The 17,755-nt window shown below is 70.7% G+C and carries 13 protein-coding genes and 1 pseudogene; 4 read left to right on the top strand and 10 right to left on the bottom strand.

All coding sequences use genetic code 11. The annotated features are described in order from the left end of the window. Positions 1–52 precede the first annotated feature (52 nt). Positions 53–2,398, top strand: a complete 2,346-nt coding sequence (locus IFU40_RS00070; protein ID WP_191924964.1) for an ATP-binding cassette domain-containing protein — start codon at positions 53–55, stop codon at positions 2,396–2,398. A 116-nt stretch (positions 2,399–2,514) separates the two neighbouring features. Here IFU40_RS00070 and IFU40_RS00065 read toward each other — a convergent pair whose 3' ends face one another. The 8 genes from IFU40_RS00065 to IFU40_RS00030 form a co-directional block, all read right to left on the bottom strand. Further along, a complete protein-coding gene (locus tag IFU40_RS00065) occupies positions 2,515–2,991 on the bottom strand; it encodes a hypothetical protein (RefSeq protein ID WP_055831833.1) in 477 nt (158 codons plus the stop codon). Positions 2,992–3,190: 199 nt separating this feature from the next. Next, positions 3,191–3,943 (bottom strand): SDR family NAD(P)-dependent oxidoreductase, encoded by a 753-nt coding sequence (locus IFU40_RS00060; protein WP_055935692.1) that lies wholly within the window; start codon positions 3,941–3,943, stop codon positions 3,191–3,193. 185 nt (positions 3,944–4,128) lie between these two features. Then, positions 4,129–5,877, bottom strand: coding sequence for a cation:proton antiporter (locus IFU40_RS00055; protein WP_342343447.1), 1,749 nt, complete (start codon positions 5,875–5,877; stop codon positions 4,129–4,131). A gap of 68 nt (positions 5,878–5,945) precedes the next feature. Continuing rightward, on the bottom strand, positions 5,946–7,187 hold the full coding sequence (locus IFU40_RS00050; RefSeq protein ID WP_342343446.1) for a kynureninase: 1,242 nt from the start codon (positions 7,185–7,187) through the stop codon (positions 5,946–5,948). Next, on the bottom strand, positions 7,177–8,115 hold the full coding sequence (locus IFU40_RS00045; RefSeq protein WP_070408670.1) for a hypothetical protein: 939 nt from the start codon (positions 8,113–8,115) through the stop codon (positions 7,177–7,179). The genes IFU40_RS00050 and IFU40_RS00045 overlap by 11 nt, the downstream gene beginning before the upstream one ends. Positions 8,116–8,126: 11 nt before the next feature. Next, positions 8,127–8,384, bottom strand: coding sequence for a glutaredoxin family protein (locus IFU40_RS00040; protein ID WP_055831826.1), 258 nt, complete (start codon positions 8,382–8,384; stop codon positions 8,127–8,129). A 43-nt stretch (positions 8,385–8,427) separates the two neighbouring features. After that, complete coding sequence (locus IFU40_RS00035) at positions 8,428–9,555, bottom strand: glycosyltransferase (protein WP_055831824.1); 1,128 nt, start codon at positions 9,553–9,555, stop codon at positions 8,428–8,430. 158 nt (positions 9,556–9,713) lie between these two features. Beyond that, positions 9,714–10,868 carry a polysaccharide deacetylase family protein gene (locus IFU40_RS00030; RefSeq protein WP_070408669.1) on the bottom strand — a complete coding sequence of 385 codons (1,155 nt, stop codon included), beginning with the start codon at positions 10,866–10,868 and terminating at the stop codon, positions 9,714–9,716. A gap of 129 nt (positions 10,869–10,997) precedes the next feature. On the opposite strand from IFU40_RS00030, the gene IFU40_RS00025 reads away from it, so the two are divergent. The 3 genes from IFU40_RS00025 to IFU40_RS00015 all read left to right on the top strand — a co-directional run bounded on the left by IFU40_RS00025 (position 10,998) and on the right by IFU40_RS00015 (position 14,859). Beyond that, positions 10,998–11,954 (top strand): Gfo/Idh/MocA family protein, encoded by a 957-nt coding sequence (locus tag IFU40_RS00025; protein ID WP_191924962.1) that lies wholly within the window; start codon positions 10,998–11,000, stop codon positions 11,952–11,954. A 41-nt stretch (positions 11,955–11,995) separates the two neighbouring features. Next, positions 11,996–13,192, top strand: a complete 1,197-nt coding sequence (gene chrA, locus IFU40_RS00020) for a chromate efflux transporter (RefSeq protein ID WP_191924961.1) — start codon at positions 11,996–11,998, stop codon at positions 13,190–13,192. Between the two features lie 83 nt (positions 13,193–13,275). Continuing rightward, positions 13,276–14,859: an AMP-binding protein gene (locus IFU40_RS00015; RefSeq protein ID WP_191924960.1), complete on the top strand. Its 1,584-nt coding sequence runs from the start codon at positions 13,276–13,278 to the stop codon at positions 14,857–14,859. Positions 14,860–14,918: 59 nt separating this feature from the next. Here the strand turns inward: IFU40_RS00015 and IFU40_RS00010 are convergent, their stop codons facing one another. Together IFU40_RS00010 and IFU40_RS00005 are read right to left on the bottom strand one after the other, a co-directional pair. Further along, complete coding sequence (locus IFU40_RS00010) at positions 14,919–16,979, bottom strand: MDR family MFS transporter (RefSeq protein WP_249404010.1); 2,061 nt, start codon at positions 16,977–16,979, stop codon at positions 14,919–14,921. A 187-nt stretch (positions 16,980–17,166) separates the two neighbouring features. Further along, positions 17,167–17,755, bottom strand: a pseudogene (locus tag IFU40_RS00005) (lamin tail domain-containing protein); the annotation flags it as partial.

Genomic DNA, 17,755 nt, shown 5'->3' with positions numbered 1-17,755 from the left:
TGCGCCACACTGGGGGCGGCCCACCCGGGGCCGATCCTCGAAGGAGCGCCGCATGAGCGACCCCGTCCCCGATGCGCACGACGTCATCCGCGTGCGCGGCGCGCGCGAGAACAACCTGAAGGGCGTCGACCTCGACGTTCCCAAGCGTCGGCTCACGGTGTTCACCGGGGTGAGCGGCTCGGGCAAATCATCGCTCGTCTTCGGGACGATCGCCGCCGAGTCGCAGCGGCTCATCAACGAGACCTATCCCACGTTCGTGCAGCAGTTCATGGGTCAGCTCTCGCGGCCCGACGTCGACGCGCTCGAGAACCTCAGCGCGACCATCCGCGTCGACCAAGAGCGCATGACCGCCAACGCCCGCTCGACGGTGGGCACCGCCACCGACGTGCACGCCATGCTGCGCATGCTCTTCAGCCGTCTGGGGCAGCCGCACGTCGGGTCGTCGCAGGCGTTCTCGTTCAACGTCCCGTCGATCTCGGGCGCGGGGGCCGTGACCGTCGCCCGGGGCGCCCGCAAGGGCCAGAAAGAGCGACGCTCGTTCGAGATCACCGGGGGCATGTGCCCCGAGTGCGAGGGGCTCGGCAAGGTCAGCGACATCGACCTCGACCAGCTCGTCGACAAGACGCTGTCGCTGAACGCGGGCGCCATCCTCGTTCCGGGATACACCGCCGACGGCTGGATGGTGCGCGTGTTCAGCGAGTCGGGGTTCGTCGACGCCGACACCCCGATCGAGCAGTACTCGGCGCAGCAACGTCACGACTTCTTCTACAAAGAGCAGACCAAGGTCCGCATCGCGAACACCAACATGACCTACGAGGGACTCGTTCCCAAGATCACGAAGAGCATGCTGCAGAAAGACCGCGATGCCCTGCAGCCGCATGTGCGGGCCTTCGTCGATCGCGCCGTCACCTTCGTCGCGTGCCCGGCGTGTGCGGGAACACGGCTGAACGACGGCGCCCGCTCCTCGCGCATCGGCGACGTGAACATCGCCGATGCCGCCGCCATGCAGATCACCGACCTCGCGGCCTGGGTGCGGACGATCGACGACTCCTCCGTGGCGCCCCTCGTCGAGGGGCTGGGCGACACCCTCGACGCCTTCGTGCGCATCGGTCTGGGTTACCTGTCGCTCGATCGTGCGAGCGGCACACTCTCGGGTGGCGAGGCCCAGCGCACCAAGATGATCCGGCATCTCGGCTCGAGCCTCAGCGACATCACCTACGTCTTCGACGAGCCCACGGCGGGACTCCACCCCCACGACATCCAGCGCATGAACGAGACCCTCCTGCAGCTGCGCGACAAGGGCAACACGGTGCTCGTCGTCGAGCACAAGCCCGAGGTCATCGACATCGCCGACCACGTCGTCGATCTGGGCCCGCGCGCCGGGCGCGACGGGGGCCGGGTGCAGTACGAGGGCGACGTCGCGGGGCTCCGCTCCTCCGACACCCTGACCGGCCGGTTCCTCGACCACCGTGCGCGGCTGAAGCCGGCGGTGCGCGCGGCGACCGGCGCCCTGCCCATCCGCGGAGCCGTCGACCACAACCTGCGGGGCGTCGACGTCGATGTGCCCCGCGGCGTCCTGACCGTCGTGACCGGGGTCGCGGGGTCGGGCAAGTCCTCGCTCATCCACGGCCACCTGCCGTCGTTCGACGACGTCGTCGTGGTCGACCAATCGGCGATCAAGGGCTCGCGCCGCAGCAGCCCGGCGACCTACACGGGCATCCTCGACGCGGTGCGCGCGGCGTTCGCCAAGGCCAACGGCGTGAAGCCCGCTCTCTTCAGCGCCAACTCCGAGGGCGCATGCGTCGCCTGCAAGGGCCTGGGAGTCATCGTGACCGAGCTCGGGTTCCAATCGACCGTCGAGACCGTGTGCGAACTGTGCGGGGGAACGGGCTTCTCCGACGCCGTGCTCGAGTACACCCTCGACGGCAAGAACATCGCCGAGGTGCTGGCGCTGTCGGTCGCCGAGGCGGCGGAGTTCCTCGTCACCGGACCGGCCGTCGCGGTCCTTGCTCGTCTGAACGACGTCGGCCTCGGGTACCTGACGCTCGGTCAGGCCCTCAACACGCTCTCGGGCGGTGAACGTCAGCGTCTCAAGCTGGCGATCTCGATGGCCAAGTCGGGGGCCGTCTACGTGCTCGACGAGCCCACGACGGGCCTGCACCTGGCCGATGTCGACACTCTGCTCGGGCTGCTCGACCACCTCGTCGACGCCGGCAACACGGTCGTCGTCATCGAGCACCACCAGGCCGTGATGGCGCACGCCGACTGGATCATCGACCTGGGGCCGGGCGCCGGTCACGACGGCGGCACCGTGGTGTTCGAGGGCACGCCTGCCGACCTGGTCGCCGCCCGCTCGACGCTCACGGGCGAGTATCTGGCGCGGTACGTCGGGAAGTGACGCGCGGGCCCACGTCGACCGAACGCGAATTGTGAGGCTCCGCCCGACGGGCGGGACCGCGCGCGAACGGATGCGATGCGCTGCCCGCGTCGGACAGACGCGGGGCGCCGCCCGCGTCAGGCGGGTGCGGTGAGCGACGCGTCGTGCAGGTGGCGGTCGCCGTGCGGCAGCACCTTCACCATCACTCCGCGGCGGCGCAGGTCGGCGACCGCGCGCGTCTCGTCTTCGCGCGTGAGACCGAGGGCGTGGACGCTCGCGACCACGAGCACGTCCCCGTGCGTGAGGGTTCCGAAGAACCGGTCCAGCCGCTTCGCCCACCCCTCGAGCGTTTCGGGCGCGGGGTGGCGGAATCCCTCGATCGGCACACCGAAGCGCGTGAGGTCGTCGCGCTGCTGTACCACCGTCGGCATGTCGGGGCGCGAGACGACCAGCCCCACCAGGCGTGAGCCCGCGGGGCGGGCACGCCACCAGTCACGGTCGCTCTGCAGCTCGGTGAAGCACTTCGGGCACTCGGCCGCGGCGTGCACGAGGGGCACGGGGCTGGTCCCGGCGGCATCCGCAGATGACGGCATCGTCGGGATCGGATCGCTCATGGAAACCTCCGTCACCATTGTGCCGTACGCCGCGAGGAATCAGTCAGCTCGCCCCGGCGCACTCTCGTGTCGGTGTCCGGTTCTTGCGGGAAACGGCCGCCCGGATGCCGTCCGTCCAGCCGTCGGGGAACAGGCCTCGCCGTGCCGGACGCACCGCGGGCCCGTCGCGATGCGCGCGACGGGCCCGGGAGCGGTCGGCTCAGTGGGCCGAGTAGCCGCCGTCGACCAGGTGGTAGCTGCCCGAGATGAACGAGGCGGCGTCGCTCAGCAGGAACAGCGTCAGCGCGGCCACTTCGGCGTCGGTGCCCAGGCGACCCGTCGCGTGCTCGTTCTCGAGGTGGGTGAGGGCCTCGGGCGACAGGCTCGAGCGCACGAGCGGGGTGTCGATGAACCCGGGGCCGACGGCGTTGGTGCGTACGCCCTGCGCGGTGTACTCGAGCGCGGCGACCTTCGTCAGGCCGACCAGGGCGTGCTTGCTGGCGACGTACGCCGCGTTCTGGGCGATGCCGACCGAGCCGAGGACGGAGGCCATGTTCACGATGGCGCCGCCACCGGCCTCGACGATCGCGGGCAGCTGGAACCGGAGGCCGTAGAAGACGCCGTCGAGGTCGACCGCGCGCACGCGGTCCCACGCCTCGATGTCGTAGTCGCCGATGTTCTGCGGGGCGGCGCCGATGCCGGCGTTGTTCACCGCCAGGTGAAGGGCGCCGAACGTCTCTTTCGCGAAGGCGACGGCGGCTTCGGAGTCCTGCCACTTCGCCGTGTTCTGGGCGAAGGCGGCGGCCGATCCGCCCGCGTCGGTGATCTGCGCGACGACGGCGTCAGCCGCCTCGCGGTTGATGTCGGTGACCACGACCGAGGCGCCTTCTTCGGCGAGTTCCCGCGCGATCTCCGCGCCGATGCCGCTGCCCCCACCGGTGACGAGTGCGACTTTGCCGGTGAACCTGCTCATGAACGAACTTCTCTCCCGCCGTCGAGTCACCACGGCTTTCGCGGTGACCGCAGGCGCCTGGGGGAGAACCCACCAGCCGTCGCGCCTATTCCAGCCCCACCCCCGCGCGAGTCGCCGAGAATTGTCGCGTCGGCGTGCCGAAAGCGACACATCCTCGCGACTCCCGCGGGGGTTGGGGGCAGGGATCAGTCGTCGGTGCCGTCGTCGATGCGCAGCTCCAGGCTCAGCTGGTCGGCGTCGAGCTCGGCCAGGGCGTGGCGCAGGGCGGCGGTGCTGTACCGGCCGTCACGGCTGAGGCGGTCGAGTCGTCGGCGCATGGCATCCAGCGACGCGAGGCGCAGCTCCAGCAGGTCGCGCACCCGGCTGGTCGCCTCGTCGTCGGGCGGCCGGGTGAGCCGCGCTCCGGCGCGTTCGACCATCTCGGCGGGGAAGGTGCCGCCGTCGCGTCGGGTGAGGGTTCCCGACTGCACGGCGGCGATCGCGGCGTCGCGCAGCTCGGCGTCGAGCGCGCGCTGCTCCTCCCGTGACAGTCCCTGGCCGCCTTCCCCGGCCAGCCCGACCGTCCGCACCACCGCGGGCAGCGTGATGCCCTGCAGCACCAGGCTGAAGAGCGCGACCAGGAAGGCCACGAAGATCAGCAGCGGCCGCTGGGTCGTGTCTTCGGGCAGCGTCTGGGCGGCGGCCAGCGTGACGACCCCGCGCATGCCCGCCCACACGATCACCGTGCCGTGCCGCGCGCCCAGGGGCGTGTCGCGGTAGTAGTCGAGGTCGGCCATCGTTCGCGAGATGCGCGTGCGCATCCAGCCGATGCGCCGCGCGGCGCGGGCCGGGTCGTCGGCTCGACCCCTCGTGTCGAGCGCACCCGCGTGGTACGCCTCTTCGAAGTCGTCGAGGCGCTGTTGCGCGTTCTCGACGCGGTCCTGGTGACGCCAGAGGCCGTGACTGCGGCGGCCCTGCACCCAGACGAGGCCCGAGACGTACAGGCCGCGCACGACGAGAGCGATGCCGAGGGCCGACAGGGCGAGCCAGGTGCCGTGCCACAGGCCCTCGTGCTCGCGCAGGTTGCTGGTGACGATGTCTTTCAGCTCGAGCCCGAACACCAGGAAGACGCCGCCCTCGAGGATGAGCTCGATCGTGCGCCAGTTCAGTCGGTCGCTCATGCGCTGCTCGGGGGTGAACCGCCGGGCGGCGCCCTGGCCCGTGACGATGCCGGCGACCACCGCGGCCACCAGACCGGAGCCGCCGAGGTGCTCGGTGGGCAGGTAGGCGATGAACGGGATGGCGAAGCTCAGCGCGGTGTTGGCGGCGGAGTTGGTGACGCGCTCGCGCACGCGCAGGTTCACCCAGCCGACGACGGCGCCGAGCACCAGGGCGAGCACGACGGCCCACGCGAAGTTGGCGAGGGCGTCGGCGAACGCGAACCCGGATGCCACGGCGGCCACCGCCGTGCGCAGGAGCACCAGGGCGGTGGCGTCGTTGAGCAGGCTCTCGCCCTCGAGCATGGTCACCACGCGGGGCGAGATGCCGAGGCGCTTGGCGATGGAGGTCGCCACGGCGTCGGTGGGACTGAGGATCGCCCCGAGCGCGATGCCCAGAGCGAGGCCGAGCCCCGGGACCACCGCCCAGAAGAACAGCCCCAGAACGATCGAGCTGAAGACGACGAGCAGCACCGACAGCCCGGCGATCGGGGCGAAGTCGCGGCGGAACTCGATGGCGGGCAGTTGCACCGCGGCCGAGTACAGCAGGGGTGGGAGCACCCCGATCAGGATCACCTCGGGGTCGACCGCGAAGGCGGGGACGAACGGCAGCAGGCTCACGGCCGCGCCGATGGCGAGCAGCACGAGCGGGCCCGCGACGTTGAAGCGGGGAGCGATGACCGTCACCAGCGCGACGACCACGACGCCCGCGACGATGGCGAGGAGGGGATCGATCACCGTCCGAGGCTATCCCTCGCGAGCGTCCGAGTCCCGGCCGGGAGCCGCCAAAGCCCGATGCGGAGCCCTCACCCCTCGCGAGCGACGGCGGCGGCGACCGCACGCATACCGGCGAGGGTCTCGGCGAAGCTCGTCGACAGGGGCGAGAGTCCGATGCGCAGCCCGTGCGGGTCGCGGTAGTCGGGGATGACGTCGTCGGCCCAGAGCCGTGCGGTCACGGCGCGCATCGAGGGGTGCGAGAGCGTGAGGTGGCCGCCGCGCTCGGCGGGATCGCGGGGGGAGGCGAGCCGCACACCCAGCGGACTCAGGATGCCGTCGGCCAGGCGCAGCGCGAATTCGGTGAGGGCGACGGACTTGGCGCGCACCGCCGCGATGCCGGCCTGCTCGAGAAGATCGAGGGTGTCCTGCAGGGCGATCATCGCCAGCACCGGAGGCGTCCCCGACAGGAACCGACGCATGCCGTCGGCGGGGCGGTAGAGCGGCCCCATCGAGAAGACGTCGGCCGCTCCCATCCACCCCTGGACCGGCTGGGTGAGCGTCGGCTGGTGCCGGGCGGCGACGTAGGCGAACGCCGGAGACCCCGGGCCGCCGTTCAGGTACTTGTACGTGCAGCCCACGGCGAGGTCCGCACCCCAGGCGTCGAGCTCCACCGGCACGGAACCCGCCGAGTGGCAGAGGTCCCACAGCACGAGGGCGCCGGCGTCGTGGGCGATCGCGGTGAGACCGGCACCGTCGGCGAGGAATCCGGAACGGTACGACACGTGGCTCAGCAGCACCACGGCCGTGCGCGGGCCCACGACGGCGCGGAGCAGGTCGGCATCCACTCCCCGGGCGGTGTCGACCTCGACCCACACCACCCGAGCGCCCCGTTCGGCGGCGATCCCCTCGACGAGGTAGCGATCGGTGGGGAAGTCGTCGCGCCCCACGACGATCTCGACGCGGTTCACGTCGGCGGTCATCTGCGCGTCGAGGGCGGCGCGCAGCAACTTGTAGAGCAGCACGGTGGTGGAATCGCCGATCACCGTCTGGCCGCCCGCCGAGCCCAGGGTCGACGCGCCGATCCGGTCGCCGATGACGAACGGCAGCTCCATCCACGCCTCGTCCCACCCGCGGATGAGGCGACCGCCCCACTCGTCGGTCACGAACCGCGCGAGTCGGTCGGCGGTGGCGCGGGGCGGTCGTCCGAGCGAGTTGCCGTCGAAGTACACCAGCGGGCTCTCGGCGCCGACGAAGGCGTCGCGATGCGCCGCGAGGGGGTCGGCGGCGTCGAGGGCGGCGGCTTCGGCCTCGAGGGCGGAATCAGTCGGCACGGGGGAGCTCCTCGGTGGGGACGACCGTTCCGCGGCTGAGCCAGGTCGGCACGTCGTCGGGGTCGGTGGGGGCGGGACCGGCGACGAACGTCGACACGGCCTCATCGGGGACGGTGGCGGGCCACGGGTCGGCGAGAGCGGCGATCAGCGCGTCACCGCGCACGCCGGCCTCGTGCAGGGCGAGGAGTTCTCGGCGATTGAGACCGACCGGCAACGCGCCGTTGCCGAGGTCGGTGCCGTACAGCACGCGTCCGCCACGGGCGGCGAAGGCACGGAGGTTGGCGACCGCGTGATCGCGTGCGGCGCCGCGATGGATGTCGAGGGTCGAGATCCACGCCTGTCCCGCCGTGACGGCGCGCGAGACCAGGCGGCGCGACACGGGGGCGTCGAAGGGGGTGTGTGCCAGGGCCGACACGCCGGCCTCGACCGCACGGTCGACCTGCCCCGCACCCTGCGCGTGGGCGACGACGGCGAGACCGCGTTCGGCGGCGGCCACGATGACGGCGGCGAGCACGTCGTCGCTCACCACCGGTCCCGCGTCGGCGTGCAGGGCGATCTTGATCACCGACGCACCGGCGTCCGCCTGCTCGTCGACCGCCGTGCGTGCGCCCCCGACGACTCCCGGATGCAGAGAGGCGTCCCAGACGTCGCGCACGATGGCATCCGGAGCCCATCCCCGGCCACGCGGATACCCGCCGGGCGCTGTCAGGAAGGCTCCCGCGTAGGCGACGCGGGGCAGGCCCGTCGTGCGACGGGCGAGGGCCACCGGATCGCCGCCGAGGTCGACCACCCCGGCGATGCCGCGCGCCGCCAACCGCTCCGGATCGATCAGGTGCAGATGCACGTGGTGATCGACGAAGGCGGGAAGCGCCGTGCCGGCGACGCCGGTGAGCGCGCGGCGGGTGGGACGCGCGGTGGCGAGGGTCATGCCGACCCCGGTCAGATCAGCGACAGCTCGCGGAGCTTGGCCTCGACGTCGGCGTTCGAGGGCTCGACGTGGTGGCTGGAGTCGGGGTACAGCACCACCGGGATGCTCGTACGCCCGGAGATCTCTTTCGCGACGTCGGCCGCGGCCGGGTCGGCCACGAGGTCGACGTACTCGTACGCGACGCCGAGCTCGTCGAGCTGCTTCTTGGTGCGGATGCAGTCACGGCACCAGTCGGCGCCGAACATACGGATGGGAGCTTCGCTGGACATGCTTCCAGCGTACGCCGCCGCACGGCGACGAGCGCCTATCGGATCAGGCCGTCAGTTCGTCTTCGAGCGGCTCGACGGCCCGCACCGCCTTGCCCACGCGGCTCTTCTTGGGCGCGTAGACGACGAGGGCGTGGAAGACGAAGCGCACCACGAATGCCGCGACCAGCGTGAGGGCGGCCGCGATGACGCTGGGCATGTGCGCGCGCTCGACGAGGATCGCGATGACGGGGATGCGCACGATCGCCTCGACGCCGTTGAACGCGAACGACTTGACGAACCGGTGGCGCATGAGCCCCGACTCGGCCCGCATGTCGGCGAACACGAGGTACTCGAGCGCGAGGAAGTTGGCGACGATGGTGATGACGCTGGCGATGACCGCGGCGAGGATGTACTCGACGTGCACGGCCACCAGGGCCCACATGATCGCGAGGTTGGCCACCGCGCCGATGCCGCCGACCAGGGCGAACGCCGACATGCGGCCGAAGCGCAGCATGGTCAGCTGCGTGAGGAAGCGCATTCCCTGGCTGAACGAGGCCTTGGATTCACCGGCGAAGCGCGGCGCGAACGAGAAGGGGACCTCGGCCACGCGCATCTGCTTGCGGGCGAGGATCTCGAGCAGGATCTTGAAGCCGCGCGGGTGCAGTTCTTCGAGGTCGAGCGAGCGACGGTCGATGAGGAAGAAGCCCGTCATGGGGTCGGAGCAGTTGTGCAGCTTCTTCGGGAACATCGACTTGGTCAGCAGGGTCGACGCGCGCGAGACCGTGGTGCGCACCGCGTTGGCGAGCCCGTCGGAGGTGCCGCCCGCGATGTAGCGCGAGGCCACGACCACGTCGGCGTCGCCGACCTCGACCCGGTCGAGGAGTTCGGCGATGACCTCGGGCGGGTGCTGCAGGTCGCCGTCCATGACGACGCAGTAGTCCGCCGCAGCGGCCCGGATGCCGTCGACGACGGCGCCGCCGAGGCCTCCGACGGGGTCGTCGCGGTGGATGAGGCGCACCGGGACGTGCGCGGCGGCGGCGACGGCGCGGATGATGTCGGGGGTGTCGTCGGTCGAATCGTCGACGAAGATGATCTCGACGTCGCGACCGAGAAGCGCCTGCGTCGTACGACGGACGAGTTCGGCGACGTTCGGACCCTCATTGAAGGTCGGAACGATGACGGAAAGGTCCATAGGTGCTCGCGTTTTCTCGGTGAGACAGAAGTACACAGCGTAGACCGGCCGACGCGTGCTCAATTGGGCATTGTGGCCGAGTTACCTGGGAGACTGCGGATGCCCACCCCTGCGAAGCACGGGAATCCCCTCGGAAACGTCGGGAATCGGCATCCTGATCAGCCGATGTACCCCTTCAGGTCATCGACGGTCATTCCGTAGTTCATCCGGACGACCGGCAGGGCGAGCTTGTCGGTGCCGATGCGCACGTACCCCTGCTCGACGGTGCGCCCCATCTCGAAGCCGGCCTTTCGCACCGCCTCTTTCGTCGTGTCGTTGTAGTGGCCGAACGGGTAGGCGACCACTTCTTTCGCGCCCAGGATCTCGGCGGACTTCTCGAGGTCTGCGGCGATCGTGTCGACGTCGTCGTTGACCATGCGGCCCTTGCCGTTGGCCCCGGCGCGGTGCAGGTCGTGGGTGTGCGAGCGCTGCAGCACGAACTGGTTCGGGGTGGGCTCGGTGCGCGAAGAGGTGATGACGAACGAGGTCGTGAGCAGGTTGCGCCCGTCGACGATCGGTGCGGCGAGCTCGAGCCAGGAGCTGTCGGCGTCGTCGTCGGTGATGATGACGGAGTGCTTCGGCAGGTACAGAGCGCCGTCGATGAACGCGCTCAGCTCGTCCCACGTGGGCAGGTAGAAGCCGGACTGCTGAATGTACGCCATCTGCGCGTCGAAGTCGCCGACGTAGGCGTAGTTCAGACGCAGCCAGGTGTCTTCGCCCTGCGGGTTCCGCGTGAACTGGTGGTACATCAGGATCGGGATGCCGGCGGCCTCGGCCGTGTTCGCCTCGGGGGAGGTCCACCCGGCGTGCAGCGTGCGCTCGCGATCGGTGCACGACACCAGGTCGGCGCCGTTCAGTCGCGCGGAGAGGTTCAGCGCGGCGGCGTCGGTGGCCGCGGCGTACCACCCGGCGAACACGCGACCGGCGGTCCGGGGGATCGGCAGGCCCTGGTACCGGTTGCCCTCGGTCTGCAGCACGGGGGCGATCTCGATGCCTTCTCCCTCGTACGACACCGCGCAGGCTCTCGCGTCGGTCGAGGTGGCGAGCAGCTGCTGGGCGGCGCTCAGCGTCGGCGGGGTCGGCGTCGGGGTGCTCGTGGGGGTCTCGACCACGGCGGTCTCGTCGGCGACGGGTGGGGCGGCGGGCCCGCGGGTCAGAGCGAGAGCGGTGACGCCGGCGGCGATGACCGCGACCGCGACGGCGGCGACGAGCGTGCGGCGGGCACGGACGCGTCTCGAGGAGCGGCGACGGTGCTGGGCTCGGGTGGTGGTCATGGTGCCTCGGGCTCGGGTGGCGATTCGCGCCGATCCTATCGGGACGGTTCGCGGCGCCGATGAACGGTTTCGACGGGCGCGAGGACGGGGGGCGAGGACGGGCGCGAGGACTCGCGCGACAATGGGGGCATGATCCGCATCGGCATCGTCGGCACCAGCACCATCTCCGAGCGTCTCGCCGGGGCGGTGGCAGAGGTCGAGGGCATCGAGGTCTCGCGCGTCGCCTCGCGCGACCCCCGGCGCGCGCGCGAGTTCGCCGACGCGGTCGGGGCGCCCGGCATCGCCGTCGGCCTCGACGACCTGCTCGCGGCCGCCGACGTCGACGCCGTCTACCTCGCGAGCCCCAACGCGCTGCACGCGGAACAGGTGCGGACGGCCGTGGATGCCGGCATCCCGGTGCTCGTCGAGAAGCCGGCCGTGCTGACGGCAACGGACTGGGATGCCGCGGTCGCGCACGCCCGTTCCCGCGGCGTCGTGCTGCTCGAGGCGATGCGCACGGCGTACGACCCGGGGCTGGCCGCCGTGCGCGACGCCCTGCCGCGGCTGGGGACCCTCCGCCGCGTCTCGCTGCGCTACGAGAAGCGCTCCGCGCGGTACGACCACGTGCTCGCCGGGGAGCAGACGAACATCTTCGATCCCGCGCTCGGGGGCAGCGCCCTGCGCGACCTCGGCGTGTACCCGCTGCACGCCCTCGTGCGGCTCTTTGGGGCGCCGCGGAGCATTCACGGCGTGCGCGTGGGCATCGCCTCGGGCACCGACGGGCTGGGCAGCGCGCTCGCCGCCTACGACGGGTTCGTCGCCGACGTCGCCTGGTCGAAGATCACCGACACGGCACTGCCCAGCGAGCTCCAGGGCGAGACGGCCTCGCTCTCGATCGATGCGATCGACGCCCCGAGACGCCTGACGATCACGCCCCGCGACGCCGAGCCGCAGGTCATCGACGTCGCCGCTCCCGCCAACCCGATGGTGGCCGAGGTGGAGCGCTTCCGCGACGCGGTGCTCGGCGCCGACGTCTCCGCGGATCAGGACCTCACCGCCCTCACCCTGCGTCTGGTCGACGACCTGCTGCGGGTGCCGCTGACGTAACGGTTCACCCGGTGTTTCCCCCGGGGCGAGAGGATCCGGCCATGCAACGACCGGGACGCGTGAGCGAGGTTTTCCTCGCCTTCCTGCGCCTGGGGCTGACGTCGTTCGGCGGCCCGGTCGCCCACCTAGGGTATTTCCGCGACGATCTCGTCGAGCGGCGGCGGTGGATGGACGACCGCGCCTACGCCGACCTGGTGGCGCTCTGCCAGTTCCTCCCGGGGCCGGCGTCGAGCCAGGTGGGCTTCGCGATGGGTCTGCAGCGCGCCGGGATGCTCGGCGCGCTCGCCGCGTTCGTGGCGTTCACGCTGCCCTCGGCCGTGATCCTCGTCGCCTTCGCCGCGGGTGCGTCGCTCGTGGGCGGTCCCGTCGGCGACGGCGTGCTCTCGGGGTTGAAGATCATCGCGGTCGCCATCGTCGCCCACGCGGTGTGGGGCATGGCGCGCACCCTGACCCCCGACGCCCGCCGCGCGGGCATCGCCGTCATCGCCCTGGCGGTGGCTCTCATCGCGCCCGGCGCACTCGGACAGATCGGCGCGCTGGTCATCGGGGTCGTCGCGGGCCTGTGGCTGCTGCGCGGTGTCGCCGAGCCGCCCGCGGCCGCTCTCGCGCCGTTCGGTGTGTCGCGCCGGGTGGCGGTCGTCTGCCTCGTGCTCGCCGTCGCCGGCCTGGTCGGGCTTCCGGTCCTGGTCGCGCTGACGGGCTCGGGCACCGTCGCGCTCGCCGACGCGTTCTTCCGCTCCGGGGCGCTCGTGTTCGGCGGCGGCCACGTGGTGCTGCCCCTTCTGCAGGCCGCGGTCGTCCAGACAGGTTGGGTGTCGCCCGAGGTCTTCCTCACCGGGTACGGCGCCGCGCAGGCCGTGCCCGGCCCGCTCTTCACCTTCGCCGCCTACCTCGGCGCCGTGTCGGACGTCGGACCGGGCGGTGTCGCGGGAGCCGCGATCGCGCTGCTCGCGATCTTCGTGCCCGGCTTCCTCGTGCTCGTGGGGGTACTGCCCTTCTGGGACGCCCTGCGGGGGAGACCCCGCGTCCGCGCGGCGATGCGCGGGGCGAATGCGGCGGTCGTCGGCATTCTGGCCGCGGCGCTCTACAGCCCCGTCTTCACCACCGCGGTGACCGGGCCCGGGCCGTTCGTCCTCGCGGCGCTCGGCTTCGTGCTGCTGACGGCGTTTCGGGCACCGGCCTGGGCCGTGGTGCTCGTCGGGGCCGCCGGGGGAGTACTGCTCGGCCTCATCGGGTGACAGGGTCATCGTCCGCTGTCAGGATGAACGCACCGCACCTCGCCGTACCGTTGTCGGCCGTACCGTTTTCGAAGGAGAGAACCGTGTACCAGAGCCCCTTCCCGCGCATCGACATCCCCGACCAGAGCATCTACGACTACCTGTTCGGCTCGCTTGCCGACGACGATCTCGATCGCGTCGCCCTGATCGACCCGGCCAGCGGCGCCGAGACGACCTACGGCGGACTCCGCGCCCAGGTCGACGGGTTCGCCGGGGCTCTCGCCGCACGCGGGGTCGACACCGACACCATCGTCGCCGTGCTCTGCCCGAACGTTCCGGCCTTCGCGACGGTGTTCCACGGCATCCTGAGACTCGGCGCCGTCGTCACCACGATCAACTCCCTCTACACCGCGCGTGAGATCGAGACGCAGCTGCGCGACGCCGCGGCGACCTGGCTCGTGACGGTGTCGCCGCTGCTGCCGCAGGCGCTCGCCGCCGCCCGGGCCGCGGGACTCGACGACGACCGCGTGATCGTTCTCGACGGCGCCGAGGGGCACCTCGACCTGCGCTCCCTGCTGGGCGAGGGGCGCACGCCGCCCGAGGTGCGTTTCGATCCGTCGACGCACGTGGCCGTGCTGCCGTATTCGTCGGGGACGACCGGGGTGCCGAAGGGCGTGATGCTCTCGCACCGCAACCTCGTGGCCAACGTGCACCAGTGCCGCCCGGTGATCGAGATCTCGAGCGCCGACCGGGTGCTGGCGGTGCTGCCGTTCTTCCACATCTACGGCATGACGGTGCTGCTGAACCTCGCCCTGAGGCAGAGGGCGAGCCTGGTCACCATGCCGCGGTTCGACCTGACGGAGTTCCTGCGGTCGGTGCAGGATCAGCGGTGCACCTTCCTCTTCATCGCGCCGCCCATCGCCGTCGCGCTGGCCAAGCACCCCCTGGTCGACGAGTTCGACCTCTCGAGCGTGCACAGCGTGTTCTCGGGGGCGGCGCCCCTCGACGGCGAGACCGCCGAGACCGCCGGGCGCCGCATCGGCGCGCGCTTCTTCCAGGGCTACGGCATGAGCGAGCTCAGTCCCGTGTCGCACGCGATCCCCGCCGGCGGCGAGATGCCCGTGAGCTCGGTGGGCGTGCTGCTGCCGAACGTCGAGGCGAAGCTCGTCGACCCCGAGACGGGCGACGAACTCGAGATCCACGGCGACGAGGGACTGACGGCGCCGGGCGAGATCTGGGTGCGCGGGCCGAACGTCATGCTCGGTTACCTGAACCGACCGGATGCCACGGCCGAGACCCTCGACGACGACGGGTTCCTGCACACCGGCGACATCGGCGTGCACCACGTCGACGGATACTTCACGATCGTCGACCGACTCAAGGAGCTGATCAAGTACCACGGGTACCAGATCGCCCCCGCCGAGCTCGAGGCCCTGCTGCTCTCGCATCCGCAGATCCAGGATGCCGCGGTCATCGGCGTGCTCGACGACGACGAGCAGGAGATCCCCAAGGCGTTCGTGGTGGTCGGCCCCGGCAGTGAGCTGACCGAGGACGACGTGAAGGCCTTCGTGGCCGCGGAGGTCGCCCCGCACAAGAAGGTGCGACGCGTGGAGTTCATCGACCTCATCCCGAAGTCGACGTCGGGCAAGATCCTGCGCAAAGACCTGCGGGCGCGCGAGCGGGCCTGACGACGACGAAGGGGGCGGGGAGTCCGCGTGACTCCCCGCCCCCTTCGTCGTCTCACGCGTCAGGGTGCGATCAGCGCACCCGTCTGCGCGGCGGCCTCTTCGGCGCGCTTGTCTTCGTCGTCCTTGCCGCGGCGCTCGTCGGCGGCTTCCTGCAGCGCCGACTTGGCACGCAGCGGCGGCGTGCGGAAGAACAGCGACAGCACGAACGCGAGCAGCACGACCGACATCGCGACCCAGTAGACCGTCGTCGACGACGAGTTGAACCCGACGAGGAACGGCTTGGTCAGTCGCGCATCGGCGCCGACCAGGAACGACGTGTCGTCGAGGGCGGCACCCCCGAGCGCGGAGGTGTCGCCGCCCGCCGCGAACTGGTCCTTCAGCGTGGTCGCCACCGTGTCGACGAACGCCGAGCGCTCACCGGCATTCGAGAAGTCCAGGCTCACCGTGCCGTCGGTGCCGATCCGCGCGACCGGCACCTGCTGCTGGATCTGCGCCGACGCGGCCGAGAGGGCTTGCGCGACGGCGGTCTGCGTCGCCGCGGCCTGCGCCGAGGCGGGGATCTGCCCGGCGGCGACCTGAGCGGCGACCGCCTGGGTCGCGGCATCCGTCGCCTGTTGCACGCCCGCCTGCACCTGGGCGGTCGTGCCCGCGGTGACCTGCGAGAGGATCGGGCCGTAGATCGTCGACATGATCTTCTCGTTCGCCGGCGCCGACGACACCGTGGGATCGAGGGCGGCGTCGAGCGCGTCGGTGAGGGTCGCGCGGTCCGAGAACGAGCCGATCACGTTCGTGGGCATGAGCGTGAACAGCAGCGACAGCAGCACGGCCGTGCCCAGCGTTCCACCGATCTGGCGGAAGAACGTCGATCCGCTCGTGGCCACGCCCATGTCGCGCACCCCGACCGAGTTCTGGCTCGCGATGGTGAGCGTCTGCATCAGCTGACCGAGGCCCAGGCCGATGACGAGCATGGCGATGGCCACGTGCCAGTAGGGGCTGTCGTACTTGAGGAACGTCAGCAGGAAGAAGCCGACCGACATGAGCAGCGTGCCGAGGATCGGGAACATGCGGTAGCGGCCGGTGCGGGCGATGAGCTGTCCGCTGACGATCGAGGCGACCATCAGGCCGAGGATCATCGGCAGCATCTCGAGGCCGCTCTGCGTGGGAGAGGAGCCCAGCACGAGCTGCAGGTACAGCGGCAGGGTCAGCATCGCGCCGAACATGCCGAAGCCGACGAGCACGCCGATGACCGTCGCCATCGAGAAGGTGGGGGAGCGGAAGAGCTTCAGCGGAATGAGCGCGTCATCCTTCATCTTCGTCTCGGCGATGACGAAGGCCAGGATGCCGAGTGCTCCGATCACGTAGCAGGCGAGGGCGATGGGCGAGCCCCAGCCCCACTCGCGGCCCTGCTCGGCGACGAGCAGCAGGGGCACGAGGGCGACGATCACCGTGGTGGCGCCCCACCAGTCGATGCGCACCGACCCGCGCGGCTGCTTGGGGATGTGCAGGAACCGCCAGACGATGGCCAGCGCCATGATGCCGATCGGCACGTTGATGAGGAACACCCAGCGCCATCCGGTGATGAACAGGATCTCGCTGGCACCGGCGAACAGGCCGCCGACGAGCGGACCGATGACGCTCGAGATGCCGAATACGGCGAGGAAGTAGCCCTGGTACTTCGCGCGCTCGCGCGGGGCGAGGATGTCGCCCATGATCGCCAGGGGCATCGACATGAGGCCACCGGCGCCCAGGCCCTGGATCGCGCGGAAGGCCGCCAGCTCGACCATCGAGGTCGAGAAGCTGGCGAGCACCGAGCCGATGATGAAGATCAGGATGGCGATCAGGAACAGCGGACGCCGACCGAAGATGTCGGAGAGCTTGCCGTAGATGGGCGTCGAGATCGTCGAGACGATCAGGTAGGCGGTGGTGACCCACGCCTGCAGGCTCAGGCCCTGCAGGTCGTCGCCGATCGTGCGGATCGAGGTGCCGACGACCGTCTGGTCGAGGGCGGAGAGGAACATTCCGGCCATCAGGCCGAAGATGACGAACATGATCATGCGGTGGGTCATGACCGTGTCGGTGCCGGCGGTGTGCGCGCGGCGATTGCGAGTGATGTCTGACATCGGGGCCTCATCGGGAAGGGTCGGCGGGCGACTCGATCGAGCGGAGTCGGGCGCCAGGTGTTTGCTAAAAGTCAACAAATAGTAGCGCTGTCTGGCAGCCGCGAGGAACCACACCTGTCTGAGCCCGCCTGATGCGGCGATGGTGCGGGTCGGCGCGCCGGCCCAGCCAACCCGCAGTATCCGAGAGTCAGCGAGTGACCGGCCGGGTCGGGGCTGAAGTCTCAACCTTGTTCACATAGCCCTGGAGCGTCCCCGTCACACGGACACTCAGGCGACTGCCGACATGCGCCGCCTTTGGTAGGAAGGTGGCGCTCGTTGCTCCGGCAATAGGCTGCGCGCCCGCGAACCACTGGTAGCGCAGTGCGGCGCCGGAAGTCCACGTCCCCGCCTTCGCTGTCAGCGTGCTACCAACTTTGGCTGCTCCGGAGATGGTGGGCGGGGCCGAGGTCAGAGTGGCCTTCGTGACCGGATTCGTCGCGGCGGAAGTTTTGGAGCTGGAGGAGTAGCCCGCCAGCGATCCCGTCACGCGGACCGTGATCTTCTTGCCCACGACCCCCGCGGTGGGAACGAAGGTTTTGGCTTTCTCCCCAGCGATCACTGTGCCGTCGGCCGACCAGCTGTAGCGGAACGTCGTGCCCGCGGGCCAGGACGAGGGCGCGGCGGTGAGGATAGCCCCCACCTTCGCTGTACCCGTGACTTTCACGGACCCGGCGGAGATCGCCGGGGCTTTGGCGGTGACGGTGATGGTGGCGATGGTGCGGAATCCGCCGACGCCG

Origin of the sequence: Microbacterium sp. CFBP 13617, from assembly GCF_014839445.1 — a bacterium.
GTDB lineage: Bacteria > Actinomycetota > Actinomycetes > Actinomycetales > Microbacteriaceae > Microbacterium.
This window is presented reverse-complemented; position numbering and strand designations above follow the sequence as displayed.

Bases quoted from the DNA above. Each gene is read 5' to 3' on its own strand.
- IFU40_RS00045 (WP_070408670.1), bottom strand. From the start codon at position 8,115: ATGACCCTCGCCACCGCGCGTCCCACCCGCCGCGCGCTCACCGGCGTC.
- IFU40_RS00035 (WP_055831824.1), bottom strand. From the start codon at position 9,555: ATGGACCTTTCCGTCATCGTTCCGACCTTCAATGAGGGTCCGAACGTC.
- IFU40_RS00030 (WP_070408669.1), bottom strand. From the start codon at position 10,868: ATGACCACCACCCGAGCCCAGCACCGTCGCCGCTCCTCGAGACGCGTC.
- IFU40_RS00040 (WP_055831826.1), bottom strand. From the start codon at position 8,384: ATGTCCAGCGAAGCTCCCATCCGTATGTTCGGCGCCGACTGGTGCCGT.
- IFU40_RS00060 (WP_055935692.1), bottom strand. From the start codon at position 3,943: ATGAGCAGGTTCACCGGCAAAGTCGCACTCGTCACCGGTGGGGGCAGC.
- IFU40_RS00010 (WP_249404010.1), bottom strand. From the start codon at position 16,979: ATGTCAGACATCACTCGCAATCGCCGCGCGCACACCGCCGGCACCGAC.
- chrA (WP_191924961.1), top strand. From the start codon at position 11,996: ATGCAACGACCGGGACGCGTGAGCGAGGTTTTCCTCGCCTTCCTGCGC.
- IFU40_RS00025 (WP_191924962.1), top strand. From the start codon at position 10,998: ATGATCCGCATCGGCATCGTCGGCACCAGCACCATCTCCGAGCGTCTC.
- IFU40_RS00065 (WP_055831833.1), bottom strand. From the start codon at position 2,991: ATGAGCGATCCGATCCCGACGATGCCGTCATCTGCGGATGCCGCCGGG.
- IFU40_RS00070 (WP_191924964.1), top strand. From the start codon at position 53: ATGAGCGACCCCGTCCCCGATGCGCACGACGTCATCCGCGTGCGCGGC.